Consider the following 21,918-nt stretch of genomic DNA (forward strand, 5'->3'; position numbering starts at 1 on the left):
GGGACATCTTCTGGGGGGAGTCAGGCGTTGCTGGCGGCGACCCAGCGTTCCAGGACCCGCTTGGCGGCCCCCGAGTCGAGGGACTCGGCGGCCCGGTCCATGCCGGCCCGGATCTGCTCCGTGAGGGTGCCGCCGCCCGGCTCCAGCGCCACCAGCGCCGCCGCGGAGTTCAGCAGCACCGCGTCCCGCACCGGGCCCTCCTCGCCGTCCAGCACCCTCCGGGCGACCTCGGCGTTGTACGAGGCGTCGGCGCCCCGCAGCGCCTCGACCGGCACCAGCTCGATCCCCACGTCCCGCGGGTCGAAGGTCTCCTCGGTCACCTCGCCACCCCGCACCACCCACACCCGGGAGGTGGCGGTGGTGGTCAGCTCGTCCAGGCCGTCGTCGCCGCGGAACACCAGCGAGGAGTGGCCGCGTCCGGCGAAGACGCCCGCCATGATCGGCGCCATCCGGGGGTCGGCGACCCCGATCGCCTGGGCCTTGACCCGCGCCGGGTTGGCCAGCGGGCCGAGGAAGTTGAACACCGTGCGGATGCCGAGCTGCCCGCGGGCGGCGGCCACGTGGCGCAGCGCCGGGTGGAACTTCACCGCGAAGCAGAAGGTGATCCCGGCCTCCTCGGCGACCTCGGCCACCCGCTGCGGGGACAGCTCCAGATTGACGCCCAGCTTCTCCAGGACGTCGGAGGCACCGGACGCAGAGGAGGCCGCCCGGTTGCCGTGCTTGACGACCTTCGCGCCGGTGCCGGCCACGACGATCGAGGACATCGTGGAGATGTTCACCGTCTTGGCGCCGTCCCCGCCGGTGCCGACGATGTCGACCGTCGCCCCGGGCACCTCGATCACCTTGGCGTGGTCGTACATCGCCCGCACGCAGCCGGTGATCTCCTCCACCGTCTCGCCCTTGGCCCGCAGGGACACCGCGAAGCCGGCGATCTGCGCGTCGGTCGCCTCGCCGCGCATGATGAGGTCCATCGCCCAGGCGGTGTCGTCGGCGGACAGGTCCCGGCCGTCCAGCAGACCGTTCAGCAGGGCGGGCCAGGAACGGCCCGCCGCGGTGTCGCCTCCAGCGGGGGTCACAGCGCTCATCAGCCGCTCCTGATCGTCGTAGAAGAATCCTTCGCAACCACCCTATCCAGCCCCGGACAGGGCGAAGGGCCCCGTCCGAACACCGGACGGGGCCCTTCGACCGTGGCGTGGCGAGCGCAGCGATCAGTGGTGGCCGTGGCCGCTCGTGATCTCCTTGTACTCCTCGACGGTGGGCTTCGGAATCTGGGACTCCTCGCCGTAGTACGCCTTGCTGAGCTTGGCGCGCAGCTTCTCGGTGCCCTTCACCTTGCGCTTGACGCCGTTCTCGTCGACCTCCGGGCCGATCTCGACCGGCTTGTACTGCTCGTGCGCCGTGAGGGTGTACATCTGCTCCTGGCTGAGCGGCTCGTGCACCTCGATGAACTCACCGTGCGGCAGGCGCTTGATGATGCCGGCCTCGCGGCCGTGCAGCACCTTCTCCTTGTCCCGGCGCTGCAGGCCGAGGCAGATCCGCTTGGTGATGATGAACGCGACGACCGGTCCGGCGAAGAAGCCGATGCGGACGAACCAGGTGACCGCGTTGATCGAGAGGTTGAAGTGCGTGGCGACGATGTCGTTGCCACCGCCGATCAGCATGATCAGGTACGCCGTGACCCAGGCGACGCCGAAGCCCGTACGGGTCGGGGCGTTGCGCGGCCGGTCCAGGATGTGGTGCTCGCGCTTGTCCCCGGTGATCCAGGACTCGATGAACGGGTAGAGCGCGATGACCGCGAGGAAGAGGCCGAACAGCACCAGCGGGATGAAGACGCCCAGGACCAGGGTGTGGCCCCAGAAGTTGATCTCCCAGCCGGGCATGGCGCGGACCAGGCCCTCGGCGAAGCCCATGTACCAGTCGGGCTGGGCGCCCGTGGAGACCCAGTCCGGGCGGTACGGGCCCAGGTTCCAGATCGGGTTGATGGTCACCAGGCCGGCGATCAGCGCGGTGAAGCCGAAGACCAGGAAGAAGAAGCCTCCCGCCTTGGCCATGTAGACCGGCAGCAGCGGCATGCCGACGACGTTCTTGTTGGTCCGTCCGGCACCCGCGAACTGCGTGTGCTTGTGGTAGAAGACCAGGATCAGGTGGGCGACCACCAGACCCAGCATGATGCCCGGCAGCAGCAGGATGTGGATCGAGTAGAACCGCGCCACGAAGTCGGTGCCGGGGAACTCCCCGCCGAACAGGAACATCGAGATGTACGTGCCGACGATCGGCACGGACAGGATCGCGCCCTGGGTGAAGCGGACACCGGTTCCGGAGAGCAGGTCGTCCGGCAGCGAGTAACCGGTGAAACCGGTGAACATGCCGAGCACGAACAGCAGGAAGCCGAACAGCCAGTTGATCTCGCGTGGCTTGCGGAACGCGCCGGTGAAGAAGACGCGCATCATGTGCACGAACATGCCGGCCAGGAAGATGACCGCCGCCCAGTGGTGGATCTGCCGGATGAGCAGACCGCCGCGCACGTCGAAGCTGATGTCCAGGGTGGAGGCGTACGCCTGCGACATCAGCTGCCCCTGCATCGGGACGTAGCTGCCGTGGTACACCACCTCGTTCATCGAGGGGTGGAAGAACAGCGTCAGGTACACACCCGTGAGGATGATGATGATGAAGCTGTAGAGGCAGATCTCACCCAGCATGAAGGACCAGTGGTCCGGGAAGATCTTCCGCATGTTGGCCTTGGCCAGGGAGTAGATCCCGAGCCGGCCGTCGGCCCAGTCGGCGATGCGTTCGCCGGCCGGGGCCTTCCCGCGAGAGCGGGAGTCGGTGCTGGTGTTGGTACTCATCCGCGCTCCCAGAAAGCAGGACCGACGGGCTCGTCGAAGTCACCGAGCGCTTCGAGGTAGCCCTCGTCGTTCACGCCGATGCGCAGCTGCGGCAGGGCGTGGCCGGCGGGACCGAAGATGACCTTGGCCCCGTCGGAAAGGTCGAAGGTGGACTGGTGGCAAGGGCACAGGGCGTGGTGCGTCTGCTGCTCGTACAGGGAGATCGGGCAACCGACGTGGGTGCAGATCTTCGAGTACGCGAGGATGCCCTCGTGCGACCACTCGAGCGAGCGCTTGTCCTTGATGTCGTCCGGCTGGATGCGGACGATCATCAGAGCGGCCTTGGCGATCTCGTTGTTGAAACCGTGGTCGTGCGGGTCCAGCCCCTCGGGCTGCGCGAACGTGAGCGAGCCGGTGATGATGTCGGAGGGACGCATCGGCTCGTTGGTGTTCTGGTTGATGAGCAGCTTGCCCCTCGACCAGGCGGTGTGGCGCAGCTTGTCCTCGGGCAGCGGGCCGAGGTCGCGCAGCAGCACGACGCCGGACAGCGGCACCAGGGTGAGCGCGCCGAACATGGTGTTGCGGATCAGCTTGCGACGGCCGATCGCCGACTCCTTGGCGCCCTGCCGGAAGTCGTCCATGACCTTGGTCCGGACCTCCGGCGGCGCCTCGATCGGGTGCCGCTCGTCGGTCAGTTCCTCGTCGGACATCAGGGTGCGGGCCCAGTGGACCGCGCCCGCGCCGATGGCGAACAGCGCGATGCCGAGCGTCACGCCGAGCGCGAGGTTCAGCGCGCCGATGTGACCCAGCGGGAAGATGTAGACGATCTTGTCGACCGGGATCGCCACGAACGAGGCGATGAAGCCGATGGTGGCCAGCATCGACACCGTGAACAGCAGGGCGACCGTGCGCTCGGAGCGCTTGGCGGCCCGCTCGTCGATGTCCTGGACCCGGTGCTCGTGGGGCGGCAGCCCCGGGTCGGCGAACGGGTTCTTCTCGTCCGCGACGCCCAGCGCACCGTGGGCGGTGTCCTGCACTGCGGGCAGGTTCTCTTCGGGAATGTCTTGGCTACTCATGACTTCTTGGCCTTTGCGGTCCGAGCGGCGACCCACACAGCGACGAGGATCATCCCGCCGAGACCGAAGATCCAACCGAACAGGCCTTCACTGACCGGACCCAGCCCGCCCAGCGACAGGCCACCCGGGCTCTCGGTCTGATCGCTGTTGACCTCGCCCAGGTACGCGATGATGTCCTTCTTGTTCTGCTCCGACAGCACGCTGTCGGGGAAGGAGGGCATGTTCTGCGGGCCGGTGAGCATGGCCTCGTAGATGTGCTTCGGGTCGACGTCCTCGAGGTTCGGCGCGTACTTGCCGTGCGTCAGCGCGCCACCCTTACCGGTGAAGTTGTGGCACTGGGCGCAGTTGTTGCGGAAGAGCTCACCGCCCTTGGCGATGTCGGCGCCCTCGGGACCGTACTGCTCCTCGGTCGGGATCGCCGGACCGGCACCCAGCGAGGCGACGTAGGCCGCCAGCTGGTCGATCTCGGCCTGGGTGTAGACGGCCCTCTTGTCCGGGAGCTGGGCGGCCTGCGAGGTGGCGGCCGGCATACGGCCGGTGCCCACCTGGAAGTCCACGGCTGCGGCGCCCACGCCCACCAGGCTCGGACCGTCGGAGGTGCCCTGACCACCGGTGCCGTGGCAGCTGGCGCAGCCGACGGTGTAGAGCTTCTTGCCCTCCTCGATGGTGAGGGACTGGGCGGTGGCGTCGGCCTGCGCCTTGTCCGCGGGTGCGAACACGGCGTACAGCCCCCCGGTGCATGCCAGCGCGAGGAGTAGGACGACGAGCGCCGCCAGCGGGTGGCGTCGTCGTGCGGAGAGCTTTTTCACGGATTACCCCGGTGTCAGGATCTTCTGCGTCGATGCTTCTGGTTGGTGCGGCGCTTCGGCGCGCGCGGATGTGGGCCCGGCTACTTGATCATGTAGATCGTGGCGAAGAGGCCGATCCAGACGACGTCGACGAAGTGCCAGTAATAGGACACGACGATGGCCGCGGTCGCCTGTTCGTGGGTGAACCTCCGGGCTGCGTAGGTCCGGCCCAGGACCAGCAGGAAGGCGATGAGACCGCCCAGCACATGCAGGCCGTGGAAGCCGGTGGTCAGGTAGAACACCGAGCCGTACGGGTCGGAGGAGATGGACAGGCCGTAGTGCTTGACCAACTCGGTGTATTCGAGGACCTGGCCGCCGATGAAGACCGAACCCATGATGAAGGTGACGATGAACCACATCCGGAGCTTCTTCACGTCACCGCGCTCGGCGGCGAAGACGCCGAGCTGGCAGGTGAGGGAGGAGAGCACCAGGATCGTGGTGTTCGTCGCCGAGAACGGGAAGTTCAGGGAGTCGGCCTTCTCCGACCAGAAGTCGGGTCCGGTCACCGATCGCAGGGTGAAGTACATCGCGAAGAGGGCCGCGAAGAACATCAGCTCGGAACTCAGCCAGATGATGGTTCCGACGCTGGTGAGGTTCGGTCGGTTGACCGACGGGTGCGCGTGCCCGGTATCTACTGTCGTTGCTGTCGCCACGCCGACATTATGTCGGTCGCTTATCCCGCCCTCACCCCGGGGGGTGCCGTTCGGTGTGTTCGCCCCTCCTGTACTGCCCGGATGGCCCATCGGGCGACGGGCCGAAGGCGTGTCCGAACCAGTGTTGACAGGCGCCCGGAAGGGGTAGCATCCGCGCCATCGGGGCCCGAAGCCCCGACGATGCCGTGCCCTCTCTCGACGCGTGGAGGAACAATGCAGGCGACCGCCACGGTGCTGGTCTACAGCGACAACGCAGGCACCCGGGAGCAGGTGCGGCTCGCCACCGGCCGGCGGCCGGCCCCGGACGTCCCCGTCGTGGAGTTCGTGGAGTGCGCGACCGTCCCCGCCGTCCTCAAGGAGCTGGACAGGGGCGGCATCGACGTCTGCGTCCTGGACGGCGAGGCCGTGCCCATGGGCGGCATGGGGGTGTGCCGCCAGATCAAGGACGAGATCTTCGACTGCCCGCCGGTGCTGCTGCTGATCGGGCGTCCCCAGGACGCCTGGCTGGCCACCTGGAGCCGTGCGGAGGCGGCGGTGACCCTGCCGGTGGAGCCGGTGGAGTTCGCCTCGGCCCTCGCCTCCCTGCTGCGGCGCAAGAGCGTCCTGAACGCCTGAGGCACCGCCCTGCGGGGAACGGGCCGGGACACGCCCCGGGCCGCCCTCACACCGGCTGGGGACGCAGCCGCGCCCTCTCCTCGGTGCGGGGGTCGTCCTGGGCGCCGTCCGCCAGCGCGCTGCCCTCGCGCCACTTCTGCCAGGTGAGGTTCCAGTCGCCGAAGCCGTTGCCGAAGGGCTCCATGGTGCCGCCGTCCGAGTTCACCGTCTCTATGAGGTCGCCCTCGCGGACGGTCCCGAAGAACCACTCGGCGTTCTCGGTGCTCATGCCGACGCAGCCGTGGCTGACGTTGGCGTAGCCCTGGGAGCCGACGGACCACGGGGCGGCGTGCACGTACTCGCCGCTCCAGGTCACCCGGGTGGCGAACTCGACGTTCAGGTCGTACGACTCGGCCGATCCCTCCGCTATCCCGACGGTGCTGCTGCGCATGCGTACGAAGCGTTCCTTGCCGAGCACGACCTTGACGCCGTTGCGGGTCTCGAAGCCGGGTTTGCCGGTGGTGACGGGTATCTGCTTGATCTCCTCCCCGTTCTTGTGGACCGTCAGCCGATGCGCGGCGGCATCGGCGACGGCTATGAGCCGGTCGCCGATGCTGAGCGTCAGGGGGTCGGACGGGGCACCCCGGAGCCGCTCGTTGACCTTGACGCCCTCCAGGGTGCTGCGCACCCGGACGGTGGCGTGGGCCGGCCAGTAGTCCTTCGGGCGGTAGTGCAGCTTCTGGTCGTCCACCCAGTGCCAGGAGCCGGTCACCGCGGGCGTGGAGTCCACCTTCAGGGCGCGTTCCACCACGGCGCGCTGGGCCCGGTCCTCGATCGGCGCGCTCAGCTCGGCGGTGACGGGCTGCCCGACGCCGTAGGTGCCGGCCGCCGGCCCGAAGGCGACGGTCAGGCCCTGGGTGGTGGGCTTCCCGGTGGTGAAGGCGAGGACCTTGCGGCCCGGCCGGCCGTCCCCGTCCTCGGTGCTCACCCGGATCGTGTACCGGGCGTCGGCCGCGAGCGGCGAGGTGCTGTGCCAGCGGCTGCCGTCGGCGGCCAGCTCGCCGGTCACGTGGCGGCCCGAGGCGTCCACGGTGGTGACGTCCGTGATGCGCCCGTCGGAGCCTTCGGCGACGACCTCCAGGGGCTGGTCGGGGTCGACCGTCTTCCCCTCTCCGACGGATCCGTCGAAGGAGATCTGCTGCCCCGCGTCGTACGGTTCGGCGGACAGCGGGTTGTCGTCGCCGCAGCTCGTGAGGCTCGCGCCGAGGGCGAGCGCCAGCAGTGTGCAGCCTGCGACGGTGCGGCTCCGGCCGGTTCCCCCGCCGTGGAAGGACTCTGTCTGTCTCATGTCCTCACGCTAGGAAACCGCGTCGGCTCCGGCGCACCGAGCGGCCCGAACGGGTGATTTCCGGTGAAGCGGAAGAGGGCCCGGACGCTCCTGACGGAGTGTCCGGGCCCTCACATGCCGTGCCTCGTGCTACTGGGTGCGGTTCTCACCGCGGTAGTACTCGAAGACCCAGCCCCAGATGCTGGCCAGGATCACCGGCAGCGCGAAGTACACCAGCCACCAGCCGACGGCGACGCCCAGGAAGACGAAGGCACCGCCGATGCCCAGGAAGAGCGGCTGCCAGCTGTGCGGGCTGAAGAACCCGACCTCGCCGGCGTCGTCCGCGACGTCCGCCTCCTTGTTGTCCTGCGCTCCGACGTCCACCCGCTTGGCCGTGAAGCCCAGGTAGAAGCCGATCATGATCGCCAGGCCGAAGGCCAGGAAGAGAGCGGTGGTGCCGACCGGCTCCTTCGACCACACGCCGTAGACCACGGCGACGATGAGGAGGAAGAGGCTCAGCCACATGAACATCTTGCCCTGGATCTTCACTTGCCCGCCTCCTTTCCACCGGCGAGGGCCTTCTCACCGTGACCGGCGTTCTCGAGCTGGTCGAGCGCGGCGATCTCCGGGTGGTGCAGGTCGAACGCCGGGGATTCACTGCGGATCCGCGGCAGGCTGAGGAAGTTGTGCCGCGGGGGCGGGCAGGAGGTCGCCCACTCCAGCGAACGGCCGTAGCCCCAGGGGTCGTCGACCTCGACCTTCTTGCCGTACTTGGCCGTCTTCCAGACGTTGTAGAAGAACGGCAGGAGCGACAGGCCGAGCAGGAACGAGGCGATCGTGGAGACCGTGTTCAGCGCGGTGAAGCCGTCGGCGGCCAGGTAGTCCGAGTACCGGCGCGGCATGCCCTCGGCGCCCAGCCAGTGCTGGACCAGGAACGTGCCGTGGAAGCCGATGAAGAGCGTCCAGAAGGTGATCTTGCCCAGGCGCTCGTCGAGCATCTTGCCGGTGAACTTCGGCCACCAGAAGTGGAAGCCGGCGAACATCGCGAAGACGACGGTGCCGAACACCACGTAGTGGAAGTGCGCCACCACGAAGTACGAGTCGGTGACGTGGAAGTCCAGCGGCGGCGAGGCCAGGATGACACCGGTCAGACCACCGAAGGTGAAGGTGATCAGGAAGCCCAGCGCCCACAGCATCGGCGTCTCGAAGGACAGCGAGCCCTTCCACATGGTGCCGATCCAGTTGAAGAACTTCACCCCGGTCGGGACCGCGATCAGGAAGGTCATGAAGGAGAAGAACGGCAGCAGCACGCCGCCGGTGGCGTACATGTGGTGCGCCCACACCGTCACCGAGAGGCCGGCGATCGCGATGGTCGCGGCGATCAGACCCGTGTAGCCGAACATCGGCTTGCGGGAGAAGACCGGGATGACCTCGCTGATGATGCCGAAGAACGGCAGGGCGATGACGTACACCTCGGGGTGACCGAAGAACCAGAACAGGTGCTGCCACAGCAGCGCCCCGCCGTTGGTGGGGTCGAAGATGTGACCCCCGAACTTGCGGTCGTACTCGAGCGCGAGCAGCGCGGCGGCCAGCACCGGGAAGGCCAGCAGGACCAGCACACCGGTCAGCAGCACGTTCCAGGTGAAGATCGGCATCCGGAACATCGTCATGCCGGGAGCGCGCATGCAGATGATCGTGGTGATGAAGTTGACCGAGCCGAGGATGGTGCCGAAGCCCTGGAAGGCCAGGCCCATGATCCACAGGTCGGAACCCGAGCCCGGCGAACGGATCGCGTCCGACAGCGGGGCGTAGCCGGTCCAGCCGAAGCTGGCCGCGCCGTCCGGGGTGAGGAACCCGGCGAGCGCGATCAGCGAGCCGAAGAGGTACAGCCAGTAGGCGAACATGTTCAGCCGCGGGAAGGCCACGTCGGGCGCGCCGATCTGCAGCGGCATGAGCCAGTTCGCGAAGCCGGCGAACAGCGGCGTCGCGAACATCAGCAGCATCACGGTGCCGTGCATCGTGAACGCCTGGTTGAACTGCTCGTTCGACATGATCTGCAGGCCCGGACGGGCCAGCTCGGCGCGCATGACGAGCGCCATCACGCCACCGATGCAGAAGAACAGGAACGACGACACGAGGTAGAGCGTGCCGATCGTCTTGTGGTCCGTGGTCGTCAGCCACTTGACCACGACGCTGCCGCGATTGCGGCGCCGGACCGGCAGTTCGTCCGCGTAGTGGGACCCTGCCGCGGCACCCTGGGATTGGTTGAGGATGCTCACAGGATGTTCGACTCCCGGTTCTTCTCGTGCTCGGTCTGCGAGATACCCGCAGGCACGTAACCGGTCTGCCCCTTCTTCACGAGGTCCTTCAGGTGCTGCTCGTAACGCTCGGGGGAGACGACCTTGACGTTGAACAGCATCCGGGAGTGGTCCACGCCGCAGAGCTCGGCGCACTTGCCGAGGAAGGTGCCCTCCCTGCTGGGAGTGACCTCGAAGGCGTTGGTGTGACCCGGGATGACGTCCTGCTTCATCAGGAACGGCACCACCCAGAAGGAGTGGATGACATCGCGCGAGGTCAGCACGAAGCGGACCCGCTTGCCCTCGGGCAGCCACAGGGTGGGGCCCGGGTTGTTGGTCTGCGGGTTCCGGGTGCCGGGGACACCGCAGTCGTAGACACCGCCGGCGTCGGCCGGGAAGGCGTCCTTGTAACGGGCCGGAATCGCGTCGAGCTCCTTGGACGTCTTGGCGTCGCCCGTGGAACCGTCGACGTTCTCGACGTAGTTGAAGCACCAGCTCCACTGGAACCCGACCACGTTGACCGTGACATCGGGCTTCTCGAGCTTCATCAGCTCGGATTCGTCGCGGGCGGTGAAGTAGAAGAGCACCGAGACGATGAGGAGGGGGACGATCGTGTACAGCGCCTCGATGGGCATGTTGTACCGGGTCTGCGGAGGGACCTCCACCTTGGTGCGGCTGCGCCGGTGGAAGAAAGCACTCCACAGGATCAGGCCCCACACCAGCACGCCGACGGCGAGCGCGGCAGCCCAGGACCCCTGCCACAGGGAGAGGATCCGCGGAGCCTCTTCCGTGGTGGGGGTGGGCATGCCAAGGCGGGGGAAGTCCTCCCATGTGCAACCGGTGGCGGTCGCCAGGACCAGGCCCGCGGTCAGTGCCTGCAGCAGCTTCCGCCGCATCGGGCGCCGCGGCGAGCGGTCGGAGCCGTTGGGACTCACGTAGCGCCTTCCCGAGAGTCTCGCCCGCGCTGTACGGCTGCGGCCTGGCCTTCTCGCTGGTCGGTCGCCGCCCTGCGTCGGGCAGGGGTTTGGATGTTTATGCGGACCAAACCCTAGCCGACGCCCTTCGGGGGGTCGCGGGGAGGGTGGCATACGCGCCGCGGGTCACTCTTGCGAGAGGGGACGGGGCGTCCAATGGCCCGGGGATGTCCGTCGTGTGGCGAATGTGGACGGTTTGGGAGCTGTCGCGCGGTTCCCGCGCTCCCGGCCGACCGGGGCACGCCTTAACGTTGCCGTATGGCCTACTTCGACGCCGCCTCCGCCGCTCCCCTTCATCCCGTCGCCCGCCAGGCCCTGTTGGCTTCGTTGGACGAGGGGTGGGCCGATCCCGCGCGGCTGTACCGGGAGGGGCGGCGCGCCCGGATGCTGCTGGACGCGGCGCGCGAGGCGGCGGCGGAGGCGGTGGGGTGCCGTCCGGACGAGTTGGTGTTCGCCCCGTCCGGCACCCGGGCGGTGCACTCCGGGATCGCGGGGGCGCTGGCCGGGCGGCGGCGCGTCGGACGCCACCTGATCGTGTCAGCGGTCGAACACTCTTCGGTGCTCCACTCGGCGGAAGTTCACCGGGCCGACGGCGGGCCGGTCACCGAGGTGGCGGTGGACCGCGCGGGAGCCGTGTCCCCCTCCTCCTACGCCGAGGCCCTGCGGCCGGACACCGCGCTCGCCTGCCTGCAGTCGGCCAACCACGAGGTGGGGACCGCGCAGCCGGTGGCCGAGGTGGCCGGGATCTGCCGGGCGGCGGGGGTGCCGCTGCTGGTGGACGCGGCCCAGTCGCTGGCCTGGGCACCGGTGGAGGGCGACTGGTCGCTGCTGACGGCGAGCGCCCACAAGTGGGGCGGGCCGTCGGGGGTCGGGCTGCTCGTCGTGCGCAAGGGGGTGCGGTTCGCGCCCCAGGGTCCGGCGGACGAACGGGAGTCGGGGCGGGCGGCCGGGTTCGAGAACCTTCCGGCGATCGTGGCCGCGGCGGCGTCGCTGCGGGCGGTGCGGGCCCGGGCGGCCGAGGACGCGGCGCGGCTGCGGGAACTGACGGAGCGGATCCGGGCGCGGGTGCCCCGGCTGGTGCCGGAGGTGGAGGTGGTCGGCGATCCGGAGCGGCGGCTTCCGGGCATCGTCACCTTCTCCTGTCTCTATGTCGACGGGGAGACCCTGCTGCACGAGCTGGACCGTGCCGGCTTCTCGGTCTCCTCCGGGTCGTCCTGCACCAGCAGCACGCTGACGCCCAGCCACGTGCTGCGGGCGATGGGAGTGCTGAGCGAGGGCAACATCCGCGTCTCGCTGCCGCCGGAGACGGCCGAGGAGGACGTCGAGCGGTTCCTGTCCGTCCTGCCCGGTGTGGTGGCGGGGGTGCGGGAGAAGCTGGGCGCGCCGGTGTCCGCCGCCGGGGCGGCCGCGGTGGAGGACCGGGGCGACGCCCTGGTCGTGGACGCGGTGGGGCGGCGCTGCCCGATCCCGGTGATCGAGCTGGCCAAGGTGATCGGGGACGTGCCGGTGGGCGGCACGGTGCGGGTGCTCGCGGACGACGAGGCGGCCCGGCTGGACATCCCGGCGTGGTGCGAGATGCGCGGGCAGGAGTACGTGGGTGAGGAGCCGGCGGACCGCGGCTCGGCCTACGTGGTCCGCCGGGTCTCCTGAACCCTCCGGTCAGGCCAGGTGCTTCTGCACCTCGGCCGCGGCCTCGTCGCCGTAGGCCTTGGTGAAGCGCTCCATGAAGTGGGCGCGGCGCAGCTGGTACTCCTGGGTGCCGACGGTCTCGATGACCAGCGTGGCGAGCATGCAGCCGACCTGCGCGGCGCGCTCCAGGCAGACGCCCCAGGCGAGGCCCGACAGGAAGCCGGCGCGGAAGGCGTCGCCGACGCCGGTCGGGTCGGCCTTGATCTCCTCCTCGGGGCAGCCGACCTCGATCGGGTCCTGGCCGGCGCGTTCGATGCGCACGCCGCGCGAGCCGAGGGTGGTGACGCGGTGGCCGACCCGGTCGAGGATCTCGGCGTCGGTCCAGCCGGTCTTGGTCTCGATGAGCCCCTTCTCGTACTCGTTGGAGAAGAGGTAGGTCGCCCCGTCCAGCAGTATCCGGATCTCCTCGCCGCTCATCCGGGCGATCTGCTGGGAGAAGTCGGCGGCGAACGGGATGTCCCGGGAGCGGCACTCCTCGGTGTGCCGGAGCATCGCCTCCGGGTCGTCGGCGCCGATGGAGACCAGGTCGAGGCCGCCCACGCGGTCGGCGACGGTCTTCAGCTCGATCAGCCGGGCCTCGCTCATCGCGCCCGTGTAGAAGGAGCCGATCTGGTTGTGGTCGGCGTCCGTGGTGCACACGAAGCGGGCGGTGTGCAGGGTCTCGGAGATGCGGACGGATTCGGTGTCGACGCCGTGCCGGTCCAGCCAGGCCCGGTACTCGTCGAAGTCGGCTCCGGCGGCGCCGACCAGGATCGGCCGGGTGCCGAGCTGGCCCATCCCGAAGGCGATGTTCGCGCCGACCCCTCCCCGGCGCACGTCGAGGTTGTCGACCAGGAAGGACAGCGAGACCGTGTGCAGCTGGTCCGCGACGAACTGGTCGGCGAAGCGCCCGGGGAAGGTCATGAGGTGGTCGGTGGCGATGGAGCCGGTGACTGCGATGCGCACGGCGTGGACTCTCCTGGGGGAGGCGGATTGACACTTCACGCTACCGGGTGGGGACCACCCGCAGAAGCGGGGGAAACTACCCGATAGTAGATCTTTCTTCGCGACCTTCGGCGTGCGTACGGTGCCCACATGACGAACCCCAAGGTCCACGCCCCCTCCCCGGCCGACCTCGAAGGCGACCTGGCGTCGCTGCGCGGCGACTGCGCCCGGATGGCTCCCCACTGGACGGCTCCGGACCGGGCCGCCGCCCGGCCCGTCCCCCCGTCCCTGATCCACGGCGTGAGTGTGCCGCCGGCGTCGGCCCGGCTCCTGGACGCGATGTCGGAGTACGGCGACTGAGCATACGGGGCCGAGCCGCAGGAGCCGGCGCCGACCGGATCGGCGCTCCCGGGGAACCGTGCGCTCCCCCGCTGCGTCCCATCGCTGTCCCCCATGAGGGGGATGCGGGATACGACCCACCAGCGGTCCCGGTACGACCGGGCAGGGTCTTCCGGGACAGCTGTGCAGCCGAAGGAGCGATGCGGTGAACACCGAGCGACCCGACCACGACGGCGCCGAGGCGCGGACCTCCCCCGGCAGCGCGCGCGACACCGGGAGCGCTCCGGGCGGCGACGGGGAGACGAGCGCCCCGGAGCGGCGACCCCACCGGGAACGGCAGGCCCCCGCATCCCCTGACGCCGGCACCACGGAGCCCCCGGAGGCAGCGGAGGTCGCGGCCGGAGAGGTCCCGGAGGCGGAGACCACGGCCGGCGAGACCCCGGCCGACGAGACCCCGGACACGAAGACCACGACCGGCGAGGCCCCGAAGACGAAGACCACGACCGGCGAGGCCCCGGAGGCGGAGACCGGCGGTGACCCCACCGGCGCCCGGAGCGTCGAGGCGGACACCGGTGTCGCGGGAGCCCCGGACGGCGAGGCGGACACCGGGGCCGACGGAGCGGCCCGGGGCGCCGGGGCCGACGGCGCCGGGGACCGGTCCGCCGAGGGGCCCGGCGGTCCCGGGGCGCCCGAGGCGGCGGCCCCCGCCGGCGCGGAGGGGCGCGCCGGCGGAGGGCCGGTGCGCGGTGCGGGCGAGCCCGCGGCCGGCGCCCGGGCCGCCGCGGACGACCCGGCACCGCCCCGGCGGAGGTCGCCCGCGCTGATCGCCGCCGTCGCCGCCGTCCTGCTCGTCGGCGGGGGCGGGGCCTACCTCGCCTCGGGCGCCTCCGGCGGTTCCGGCGGCGGTACGGCGCCGGGGACCAACGGGGACGCCACTCCCCCGCCCCTCGCGCTCGACGGTTTCTCCGAGGGCTCCGGCCCCGGGATCGCCCCCGGCGAGCCCAACCCCTACGGCGCCACCTACCGCGCCGACGGCGCGCTCCCGGACGGCCCCGACTCGGCGCCGGTGTACCGCACCCGCGGTGAGGTCACCCGGGAACAGGTCACCGGACTGGCCAAGGCGCTCGGGATCGAAGGGAAGCCGGTGGCGGAGGGGGAGGGCTGGCGGATCGGCGGAAAGGACGGTTCCGGGCCCACCCTGCGGGTGGACCGGGCCGCGCCCGGCGCCTGGAGCTTCCACCGGTACGCCCCGGGCCCCGACACCTGCAAGGGAAAGGTGTGCGAGGCGCCTTCCACCGGCGGTCCGGTGGTGAGCGAGGAGGTCGCGCGGAAGGCCGTCGCGCCGGTGCTGAAGGCGGTGGGCCAGGACGACGCGAAGCTCGACGCGAGCCAGGTCATGGGCGGCTCCCGGGTGGTCAACGCCGACCCCGAGATCGGCGGGCTGCCGACGTACGGCTGGACGACCGGGGTGGTCGTCGGCGCCCGGGGCGAGGTCGTCGGCGGCAGCGGACGGCTCGCGGCGCCGGTGAAGGGCGACACGTACCCGGTGGTGGGCGCCGAGGAGGCGCTGCAGTCGTTGAACGCGGCGCCGGGTGCCGGTCGGCACCCGGGCATCGGCGGCTGCGCCAGTCCCGTCCCGCTGGAGGAGGAGGGACGGCAGGAGCCGTGCGGTGACGCGACCACCCTGCCGAAGAAGGACACGCTGACCGTGGAAGGGGCGGTGTTCGGACTGGCCGCGCACTCCGTGGACGGACGGCAGGGCCTCGTGCCGTCCTGGCTGTTCGAGGTGCGGTCGGCGGGCGCGGAGGACGCCCTGACCGTGACCTACCCGGCGGTGGACCCGGAGTACCTGGTCCCGCGGTCCGGGGAGGCCAGTCCGCGGCCGACCGGGCCGGGGGACGAGCCGACGTCGGCGCCGTCCGCCCGGGACGTCGAGGTGCAGGGCTACACCGCCGAGGGCAGTGAGCTGACCGTGCGCTTCACGGGCGGGGTGTGCGCCGACTACGAGGCGAAGGCGGGCGAGAGCGGCGACCGGGTGACGGTCACCGTGACGGAGACGCCCTGGCCGGACAAGGTGTGCATCCTGATCGCCAAGGAGTACCAGCTGACGGTGCAACTCGACCGACCGCTCGGTGACCGCCGGGTCGTCGGCACGGACGGCGAGCCGGTCCCGCTGCAGAAGGACGGCGCCCGGCTGCCGGCGCCGCCGTCGCGCTAGGTCCCCTGCCCGGTGGACCGCGCCGGGGACGCGGGACCCGGCACCCGCCGGTTTCCTCCGGCTCCGTCCGCCGAACAGGTCCCGGAGCCCGGGAACGTCCGAAGGCGGCGACCCCCCGGAAGGGGGCCGCCGCCTTCGTCGTGCGCCGTCGGGCAGGGCCGGGAAGGAGCTCCGGCTCAGCTGAAGGAGTCGCCGCAGGCGCAGGAGCCGGTGGCGTTCGGGTTGTCGATCGTGAAGCCCTGCTTCTCGATGGTGTCGACGAAGTCGACGGTCGCGCCGCCCAGGTACGGGGCGCTCATGCGGTCGGTGACGACCTTCACGCCGCCGAAGTCCTTCACCACGTCGCCGTCGAGGGAGCGCTCGTCGAAGAAGAGCTGGTAGCGCAGGCCGGAGCAGCCGCCGGGCTGGACGGCGACACGCAGCGAGAGGTCGTCACGGCCTTCCTGGTCGAGCAGGGCCTTGACCTTGGCCGCGGCGGCGTCGGTCAGGATGATGCCGTCGGTGACGGTGGTGGTCTCGTCCGATACGGACATCTACATCTCTCCCGGGTTGTACGGAGACTGCTTGCCGACGGTTGCAACCGACGGGGCCGCGGATTCATTCCGGGCCGGGCGCCCGTTCCCTTCGGCCTCTCCTCATGCTCGCACACACGGCACGGAGCGGAAACGGCATCAGTGGGCCCTTCCGGGAATGAAGGGCCGCCCATCGGGATTCACGTCACATGGACGCTATGACCCGTCGTCAAAGTGACGCGAACCGGTTATGATAGATAGCGTCAATTCGACGAAAAGTCGAAACGGTGTCCCGCATGTCCCGCCGGGCCGGTCCAGCCGGACCCGGCGAGCCGCAGAACAGAAAGGGTGCGTGTCGTGACCACCGCCCAGACCCAGGAGCTCGACGTACAGCCGACGCCCCTCGCCCTGCTGCTTCTCGGCCGAGAGGCCGACCCCAGGAGCGAGCGCGGTGTGGAGTGTCCCGGCGACCTGCCCTCGCCGTCCGACCCGGACCTGGTCGAACGCGCACGCGCGGCCAAGGAGAAGCTCGGGGACAAGGTCTTCGTGCTCGGTCATCACTACCAGCGCGACGAGGTCATCCAGTTCGCCGACGTCACGGGAGACTCCTTCAAGCTGGCCCGGGAGGCCGCCGCGCGGCCGGAGGCCGAGTACATCGTGTTCTGCGGCGTCCACTTCATGGCGGAGTCCGCGGACATCCTGACCTCCGACGACCAGAAGGTGGTCCTGCCGGACCTCGCGGCCGGCTGCTCCATGGCCGACATGGCCACCGCCGAGCAGGTCGCCGAGTGCTGGGACGTGCTGACCGAGGCCGGGGTGGCCGAGCAGGTCGTGCCGGTGTCGTACATGAACTCCTCCGCCGACATCAAGGCCTTCACCGGCAAGCACGGCGGCACCATCTGCACCTCCTCCAACGCCAAGCGCGCCCTCGACTGGGCCTTCGAGCAGGGCGAGAAGGTCCTCTTCCTCCCCGACCAGCACCTGGGCCGCAACACGGCGGTGCGGGACATGGGGATGTCGCTGGAGGACTGCGTCGTCTACAACCCGCACAGGCCGAACGGCGGGCTGACCGCGGACGAGCTGCGGGCCGCGAAGATGATCCTGTGGCGGGGCCACTGCTCGGTGCACGGCCGCTTCAGCCTGGACTCGGTCAACGACGTGCGCGAGCGGATCCCGGGCGTGAACGTCCTGGTCCACCCCGAGTGCAAGCACGAGGTCGTGGCCGCCGCGGACTACGTCGGGTCGACCGAGTACATCATCAAGGCGCTGGAGGCGGCCCCGGCCGGCTCCAAGTGGGCCATCGGCACGGAGCTGAACCTGGTGCGCCGACTGGCGAACCGTTTCGCCCCCGAGGGCAAGGAGGTCGTCTTCCTCGACAAGACGGTCTGCTTCTGCTCCACCATGAACCGCATCGACCTCCCCCACCTGGTCTGGGCACTGGAGTCGCTCGCCGAGGGCAAGCTGGTCAACCGCATCGAGGTCGACCGGGAGACCGAGGCGTTCGCGAAGCTGGCGCTGGAGCGGATGCTGGCGCTGCCCTGACCGGCCCGCTGCCGTGACCGTCCGGTTTCCCGGCCGCCCATGACGAAGGCCCACCCGCAACCCTCGTTGCGGGTGGGCCTTCGCCCGTGTGCGGGACCGGTCAGACCCGCGCCGGTTCCGGGCCGTCCGAGGTGGTCTCCGGAGCGGCCTCCCCCTTCTTCAGCGCCTTCTTGCGCGCGCGCCGTTCCTTGCGCAGCTCCAGCATCGTGTAGAGCGTCGGGACCAGGAGCAGGGTGAGCAGGGTCGACGTGATCAGGCCGCCGATCACCACCACCGCGAGCGGCTGGGCGATGAAGCCGCCCTCGCCGGTGACGCCGAGCGCCATCGGGAGCAGGGCGAAGATCGTCGCCAGGGCCGTCATCAGGATCGGCCGCAGACGGTGGCGGCCGCCCTCCAGTACGGCCTCGACGACGCCGTAGCCCCGGTCGCGGTACTGGTTGATCAGGTCGATCAGCACGATCGCGTTGGTCACCACGATGCCGATCAGCATCAGCATGCCGATCATCGCCGGGACGCCCATCGGGGTGCCGGTGACGAGCAGCAGGCCGAGCGCGCCCGTCGCCGCGAACGGGATGGACACCAGCAGGATCAGCGGCTGGGCGAGCGAGCGGAAGGTGCCGACCAGCAGCATGAAGACGATCGCGATCGCGGCCAGCATGGCCAGGATCAGGTTGCCGAAGGCCTCGTCCTGGTCGGCGGTCACGCCGCCGATCTCGGCCGTCGCGCCCGCCGGGAGCGTCAGCGCGTTGATCTCGGTCTGCAGTTCCGCGCTGACCGCGCCGGTGTTGTCGCCGATCGGCCGGGCGGTGACGGTGGCCGAGCGCTGGCCGTCGATCCGGGTCATGGACACCGGGCCGTCCACCAGCTCGACGGTGGCGATGTCCCCCAGCTTCACCGGGCCGAGCGGCAGCTTCTTCAACTCGGCCAGGGTCGTGGCCGTCCGCTCCGAGCGGACGACGACGTCCCGTTCGGTGTCGTCCAGCACGACCTTGGCGACCGGGGTGCCCCGTACCGCCTGGGCGACGGCCGCGCCGAGCGTCTGGTCGTCGAAACCGGCCGCGGCGGCACGGGAGTCGGCCTTGACCGAGATGCGCGGCACGCTCTGCGCCAGGTCGCTGGTGACGTCGGTGACGTCGTCCAGGGAGGCCACGGCCTTCTGCACCTGGTCGGCCGCCTCGCGCAGCACCTGCGGGTCGGCCGCCTTGACGACGACGCTCAGGTCCTGGTTGCCGAAGCCGTCGCCGGCCGCGACGGTGGTGGTGCCGATGCCGTCGAGGGCGGCGAGGCCCTTCTCGAGGCTGTCCCGCACCTCCTCGTGGGAGGCGGAGTCCTCCAGCATCACCTGGTACGTCGCCTGGTTGGTGTCCGTACCGCCGCCGAAGGCCGCCATGAAGCCGGACGAGCCGATCGTGACCTGGTGGTCCTTGACGCCCTCGGTCCCGGCGAGCAGCTTCTCGACCTTCTTGGCCTGGGCGTCGGTCGCCGCGAGGCTGGTGCCCGGCTCCAGCTCCTGGCGGAGGGTGAGGACCTTCTGCTCGCCCTGGTCGAAGAAGTTGGTCTTGAGCAGCGGTGCCATGGCGAACGTGGCGATCAGGACGACGACCGCGATGGCCACGCTGGCCAGCCTGCGCCGGGTGGCGAAGCGCAGCACGGAGAGGTAGCCACGCTGAAGGCGGCTCTTCGCCTCCTTCTCCTCGGCCAGTCGGCGGGCCTCCTCGGCGTCCTCGGGGGTGCCCTTCGGGGGCCGCAGGAACCAGTACGACAGGACCGGGACGACCGTCAGCGACACCAGCAGGGACGCCAGCAGCGCGGCGGTGACGGTGAGGCTGAAGGAGCCGAACAGCTCGCCCACCATGCCGCCGACCAGGCCGATCGGCAGGAAGACGGCGACCGTGGTGAGCGTCGCGGAGGTCACCGCGCCGGCCACCTCGCGCACCGCCTTCATGATCGCCTCGTGGCGCTCCTCGCCGTAGCCGAGGTGCCGCTTGATGTTCTCCAGGACGACGATGGAGTCGTCCACGACCCGGCCGATCGCGATGGTCAGCGCGCCCAGGGTCAGCATGTTCAGCGACAGGTCGCGCGTCCACAGCACGATCAGGGCGAGGACCACGGAGAGCGGGATGGAGACCGCCGTGACCAGCGTCGAGCGGATCGACGTGAGGAAGACCAGGATCACCAGGACCGCGAAGACGAGGCCGAGCGCGCCCTCGGTGGTCAGGCCCTCGATGGCCTGGGACACCGCCGGGCCCTGGTCGCTGACGACGGTGAGCTCGGCGCCCGAGCCGAGGTCCTCGCGCAGGTCGGGCAGCAGGTCGGCGACGGCGTTCGAGATCGTGACCGCGCTGCCGTCGTGGTCCATGGTGACCACCACGGCGAGGCTGGGGCTGCCGTTGGTGCGGGTGAGGGAGTCGGCCGTGGCCTCCCGCTGTTCCACGTCGGCCACCGAGCCGAGGCGGACCGGCTTGCCCTTGCCGGGCCCGCCGGTGACCATCAGGTCCTCGATCTGCCGGATCGAGGTGTAGCCGCCGCCCACCTGGACGGTGCGGTTGGCGCCGCCCTCGTCGAAGGAGCCGGCCGGGACGGTCGCACCGCCCGCCTGCAGGGCCTGGGTCAGCGCCTGCGGCGTGAGACCGGCCTCGGCCAGCTTCGCGTCGTCGGGGGTGACGGTGACCTGGAGCTCCCGTACGCCGTCCACCATGACCTGGCCGACGCCGTCGATGTCCTTCAGCGCGGGCACCACGGTCCGGTCGAGCTGGTCGGCGAGGGCCTGCTGGTCCTTGTCGGAGGTGACGGCGAGGACCACGGTCGGGATGTCGTCGGTGGAACCGGCGACGACCTGCGGGTCCACGGCGTCGGGCAGCATCGCGCGGGCCCGGTTGACGGCCTGCTGGACGTCGGCGACGAGCTGCTCGGTGTCGTTGCCGAAGTCGAAGGACGCCATGATCACGGCGTTGCCCTCGCCGGCCTTCGAGGTGATGCCGGAGATGCCGTCGACGGCCTCCAGGTTGGCCTCGATGGGCTCGACGACCTGCTTCTCCACCACGTCGGGGGACGCGCCCTGGTACGGGGCGATCACGGAGACCATGGGCAGTTCGATGGTGGGCAGCAACTGCTGCTTGAGCTGAGGTATCGCGATCGCCCCGAACACGAGCGCGATGATCGACATCAGTCCGATCAGCGCCCGTTGCGCGAGGCTGAATCTGGCCAGCCAGGACATGGGTGACGGGTCTCTCTTCCGTGAGCGGTCGGGGTACGGGACGTACCTGGAGGGACAGGGGCGGGCGCGCAGGGGCGTCCGTTGTCCACACTGGGGCATCGGTGAGGGCCGATCCGTAGGCCCGAGGTCCTGTTCGTCGGGCGGCGCCTACTCCCTGCGCAGTACGCCCGCCGGTGCTCAGTCCGCCCTCGGACGGACCAGCCCCGATTCGTAGGCGGTCACCACCAGCTGGGCCCTGTCCCGGGCGCCCAGCTTGGCCATGGCCCGGTTGACGTGCGTCTTCACCGTCAGCGGGCTGACCTCGAGGCGTTCGGCGATCTCGTCGTTGGAGTGCCCGCCGGCCACCTGGACCAGCACCTCGCGCTCGCGGACGGTGAGCGACTCCAGGCGTTCGGCGCGGGCGGGGTCGCGGTCGGCCTCGCCGGCCGCGACCTCCTGGGCGAGGAAGCGGGCGATCAGGCCCTTGGTGGCGGCCGGGGAGAGCAGGGCCTCGCCCTCGGCGGCGATCCGGATGGCGTTCAGCAGCTCGTCCGGTTCGGAGCCCTTGCCGAGGAAGCCGGAGGCGCCGGCGCGCAGCGACTGCACCACGTAGTCGTCGACCTCGAAGGTGGTCAGGATCACCACCCGGACCGCGGCGAGCGCGGGGTCCGCGCTGATCATGCGGGTGGCGGCGAGACCGTCGGTGCCGGGCATCCGGATGTCCATCAGGACGACGTCGGCCCGCTGCTCGCGGGTCAGCCGGACCGCCTCCGCGCCGTCGGACGCCTCGCCCACCACCTCCATGTCCGGCTCGGAGTCGACCAGCACCCTGAAGGCACTGCGCAGCAGTGCCTGGTCGTCGGCGAGCAGGACGCGGATCGTCATACGGGCTCCCCCGGTGCGC

The 21,918-nt window shown here is 70.4% G+C and carries 18 protein-coding genes; 5 read left to right on the plus strand and 13 right to left on the minus strand.

Features of this window, described 5'->3' with window-relative positions; genetic code table 11:
* Nucleotides 1-20: 20 nt before the first annotated feature.
* The 5 genes from trpD to ctaE form a co-directional block, all read right to left on the minus strand.
* Nucleotides 21-1,085, minus strand: a complete 1,065-nt coding sequence (trpD, locus tag CP969_RS11820) for an anthranilate phosphoribosyltransferase (protein WP_004989106.1) — start codon at nucleotides 1,083-1,085, stop codon at nucleotides 21-23.
* Between the two features lie 123 nt (nucleotides 1,086-1,208).
* Nucleotides 1,209-2,846: a cytochrome bc1 complex cytochrome b subunit gene (gene qcrB, locus CP969_RS11825; RefSeq protein WP_004989104.1), complete on the minus strand. Its 1,638-nt coding sequence runs from the start codon at nucleotides 2,844-2,846 to the stop codon at nucleotides 1,209-1,211.
* On the minus strand, nucleotides 2,843-3,901 hold the full coding sequence (gene qcrA / locus CP969_RS11830) for a cytochrome bc1 complex Rieske iron-sulfur subunit (protein ID WP_004989101.1): 1,059 nt from the start codon (nucleotides 3,899-3,901) through the stop codon (nucleotides 2,843-2,845). The genes qcrB and qcrA overlap by 4 nt, the downstream gene beginning before the upstream one ends.
* Nucleotides 3,898-4,710, minus strand: a complete 813-nt coding sequence (gene qcrC / locus CP969_RS11835) for a cytochrome bc1 complex diheme cytochrome c subunit (protein WP_004989098.1) — start codon at nucleotides 4,708-4,710, stop codon at nucleotides 3,898-3,900. Before qcrC ends, qcrA begins: the two co-directional genes overlap by 4 nt.
* 80 nt (nucleotides 4,711-4,790) lie before the next feature.
* Nucleotides 4,791-5,402, minus strand: a complete 612-nt coding sequence (ctaE, locus tag CP969_RS11840; RefSeq protein WP_004989096.1) for an aa3-type cytochrome oxidase subunit III — start codon at nucleotides 5,400-5,402, stop codon at nucleotides 4,791-4,793.
* Between the two features lie 213 nt (nucleotides 5,403-5,615).
* Here ctaE and CP969_RS11845 point away from each other — a divergent pair, with 213 nt between their 5' ends.
* The gene (locus tag CP969_RS11845; protein ID WP_004989095.1) at nucleotides 5,616-6,017 is read left to right on the plus strand and encodes a response regulator; all 402 of its coding nucleotides are present in this window, start codon (nucleotides 5,616-5,618) and stop codon (nucleotides 6,015-6,017) included.
* 46 nt (nucleotides 6,018-6,063) lie between these two features.
* On the opposite strand, the gene CP969_RS11850 is transcribed toward CP969_RS11845, so the two are convergent.
* From CP969_RS11850 to ctaC, 4 genes are all read right to left on the minus strand, one after another.
* A complete protein-coding gene (locus tag CP969_RS11850; protein ID WP_016826632.1) occupies nucleotides 6,064-7,344 on the minus strand; it encodes a L,D-transpeptidase in 1,281 nt (426 codons plus the stop codon).
* Between the two features lie 129 nt (nucleotides 7,345-7,473).
* Entirely contained in the window at nucleotides 7,474-7,872 is a 399-nt protein-coding gene (locus tag CP969_RS11855) for a cytochrome c oxidase subunit 4 (protein ID WP_004989089.1), read from the minus strand.
* Nucleotides 7,869-9,602: an aa3-type cytochrome oxidase subunit I gene (ctaD, locus tag CP969_RS11860; protein WP_004989088.1), complete on the minus strand. Its 1,734-nt coding sequence runs from the start codon at nucleotides 9,600-9,602 to the stop codon at nucleotides 7,869-7,871. The genes CP969_RS11855 and ctaD overlap by 4 nt, the downstream gene beginning before the upstream one ends.
* Nucleotides 9,599-10,555: an aa3-type cytochrome oxidase subunit II gene (ctaC, locus tag CP969_RS11865; protein WP_004989087.1), complete on the minus strand. Its 957-nt coding sequence runs from the start codon at nucleotides 10,553-10,555 to the stop codon at nucleotides 9,599-9,601. Before ctaC ends, ctaD begins: the two co-directional genes overlap by 4 nt.
* 297 nt (nucleotides 10,556-10,852) lie before the next feature.
* On the opposite strand from ctaC, the gene CP969_RS11870 reads away from it, so the two are divergent.
* On the plus strand, nucleotides 10,853-12,244 hold the full coding sequence (locus CP969_RS11870) for a cysteine desulfurase/sulfurtransferase TusA family protein (RefSeq protein WP_016826631.1): 1,392 nt from the start codon (nucleotides 10,853-10,855) through the stop codon (nucleotides 12,242-12,244).
* A 9-nt stretch (nucleotides 12,245-12,253) separates the two neighbouring features.
* Here CP969_RS11870 and CP969_RS11875 read toward each other — a convergent pair whose 3' ends face one another.
* On the minus strand, nucleotides 12,254-13,228 hold the full coding sequence (locus tag CP969_RS11875) for a carbohydrate kinase family protein (RefSeq protein ID WP_016826630.1): 975 nt from the start codon (nucleotides 13,226-13,228) through the stop codon (nucleotides 12,254-12,256).
* A gap of 129 nt (nucleotides 13,229-13,357) precedes the next feature.
* Between CP969_RS11875 and CP969_RS11880 the strand changes: the two genes are divergently transcribed.
* Together CP969_RS11880 and CP969_RS11885 are read left to right on the plus strand one after the other, a co-directional pair.
* Nucleotides 13,358-13,567, plus strand: a complete 210-nt coding sequence (locus tag CP969_RS11880; RefSeq protein WP_004989084.1) for a hypothetical protein — start codon at nucleotides 13,358-13,360, stop codon at nucleotides 13,565-13,567.
* Between the two features lie 718 nt (nucleotides 13,568-14,285).
* The gene (locus CP969_RS11885; RefSeq protein ID WP_223887156.1) at nucleotides 14,286-15,764 is read left to right on the plus strand and encodes a hypothetical protein; all 1,479 of its coding nucleotides are present in this window, start codon (nucleotides 14,286-14,288) and stop codon (nucleotides 15,762-15,764) included.
* 176 nt (nucleotides 15,765-15,940) lie between these two features.
* Here the strand turns inward: CP969_RS11885 and CP969_RS11890 are convergent, their stop codons facing one another.
* A complete protein-coding gene (locus tag CP969_RS11890) occupies nucleotides 15,941-16,297 on the minus strand; it encodes an iron-sulfur cluster assembly accessory protein (RefSeq protein WP_004989079.1) in 357 nt (118 codons plus the stop codon).
* Nucleotides 16,298-16,633: 336 nt separating this feature from the next.
* Here CP969_RS11890 and nadA point away from each other — a divergent pair, with 336 nt between their 5' ends.
* Nucleotides 16,634-17,818 carry a quinolinate synthase NadA gene (nadA, locus tag CP969_RS11900; RefSeq protein WP_026085254.1) on the plus strand — a complete coding sequence of 395 codons (1,185 nt, stop codon included), beginning with the start codon at nucleotides 16,634-16,636 and terminating at the stop codon, nucleotides 17,816-17,818.
* Between the two features lie 100 nt (nucleotides 17,819-17,918).
* Here the strand turns inward: nadA and CP969_RS11905 are convergent, their stop codons facing one another.
* Together CP969_RS11905 and CP969_RS11910 are read right to left on the minus strand one after the other, a co-directional pair.
* Nucleotides 17,919-21,035, minus strand: coding sequence for an efflux RND transporter permease subunit (locus tag CP969_RS11905; protein WP_016826628.1), 3,117 nt, complete (start codon nucleotides 21,033-21,035; stop codon nucleotides 17,919-17,921).
* A gap of 177 nt (nucleotides 21,036-21,212) precedes the next feature.
* Nucleotides 21,213-21,899, minus strand: coding sequence for a response regulator (locus CP969_RS11910; RefSeq protein ID WP_016826627.1), 687 nt, complete (start codon nucleotides 21,897-21,899; stop codon nucleotides 21,213-21,215).
* Nucleotides 21,900-21,918: the final 19 nt, after the last annotated feature.

Source organism: Streptomyces viridosporus T7A (assembly GCF_008704515.1).
Classification (GTDB): Bacteria; Actinomycetota; Actinomycetes; order Streptomycetales; family Streptomycetaceae; genus Streptomyces; species Streptomyces viridosporus.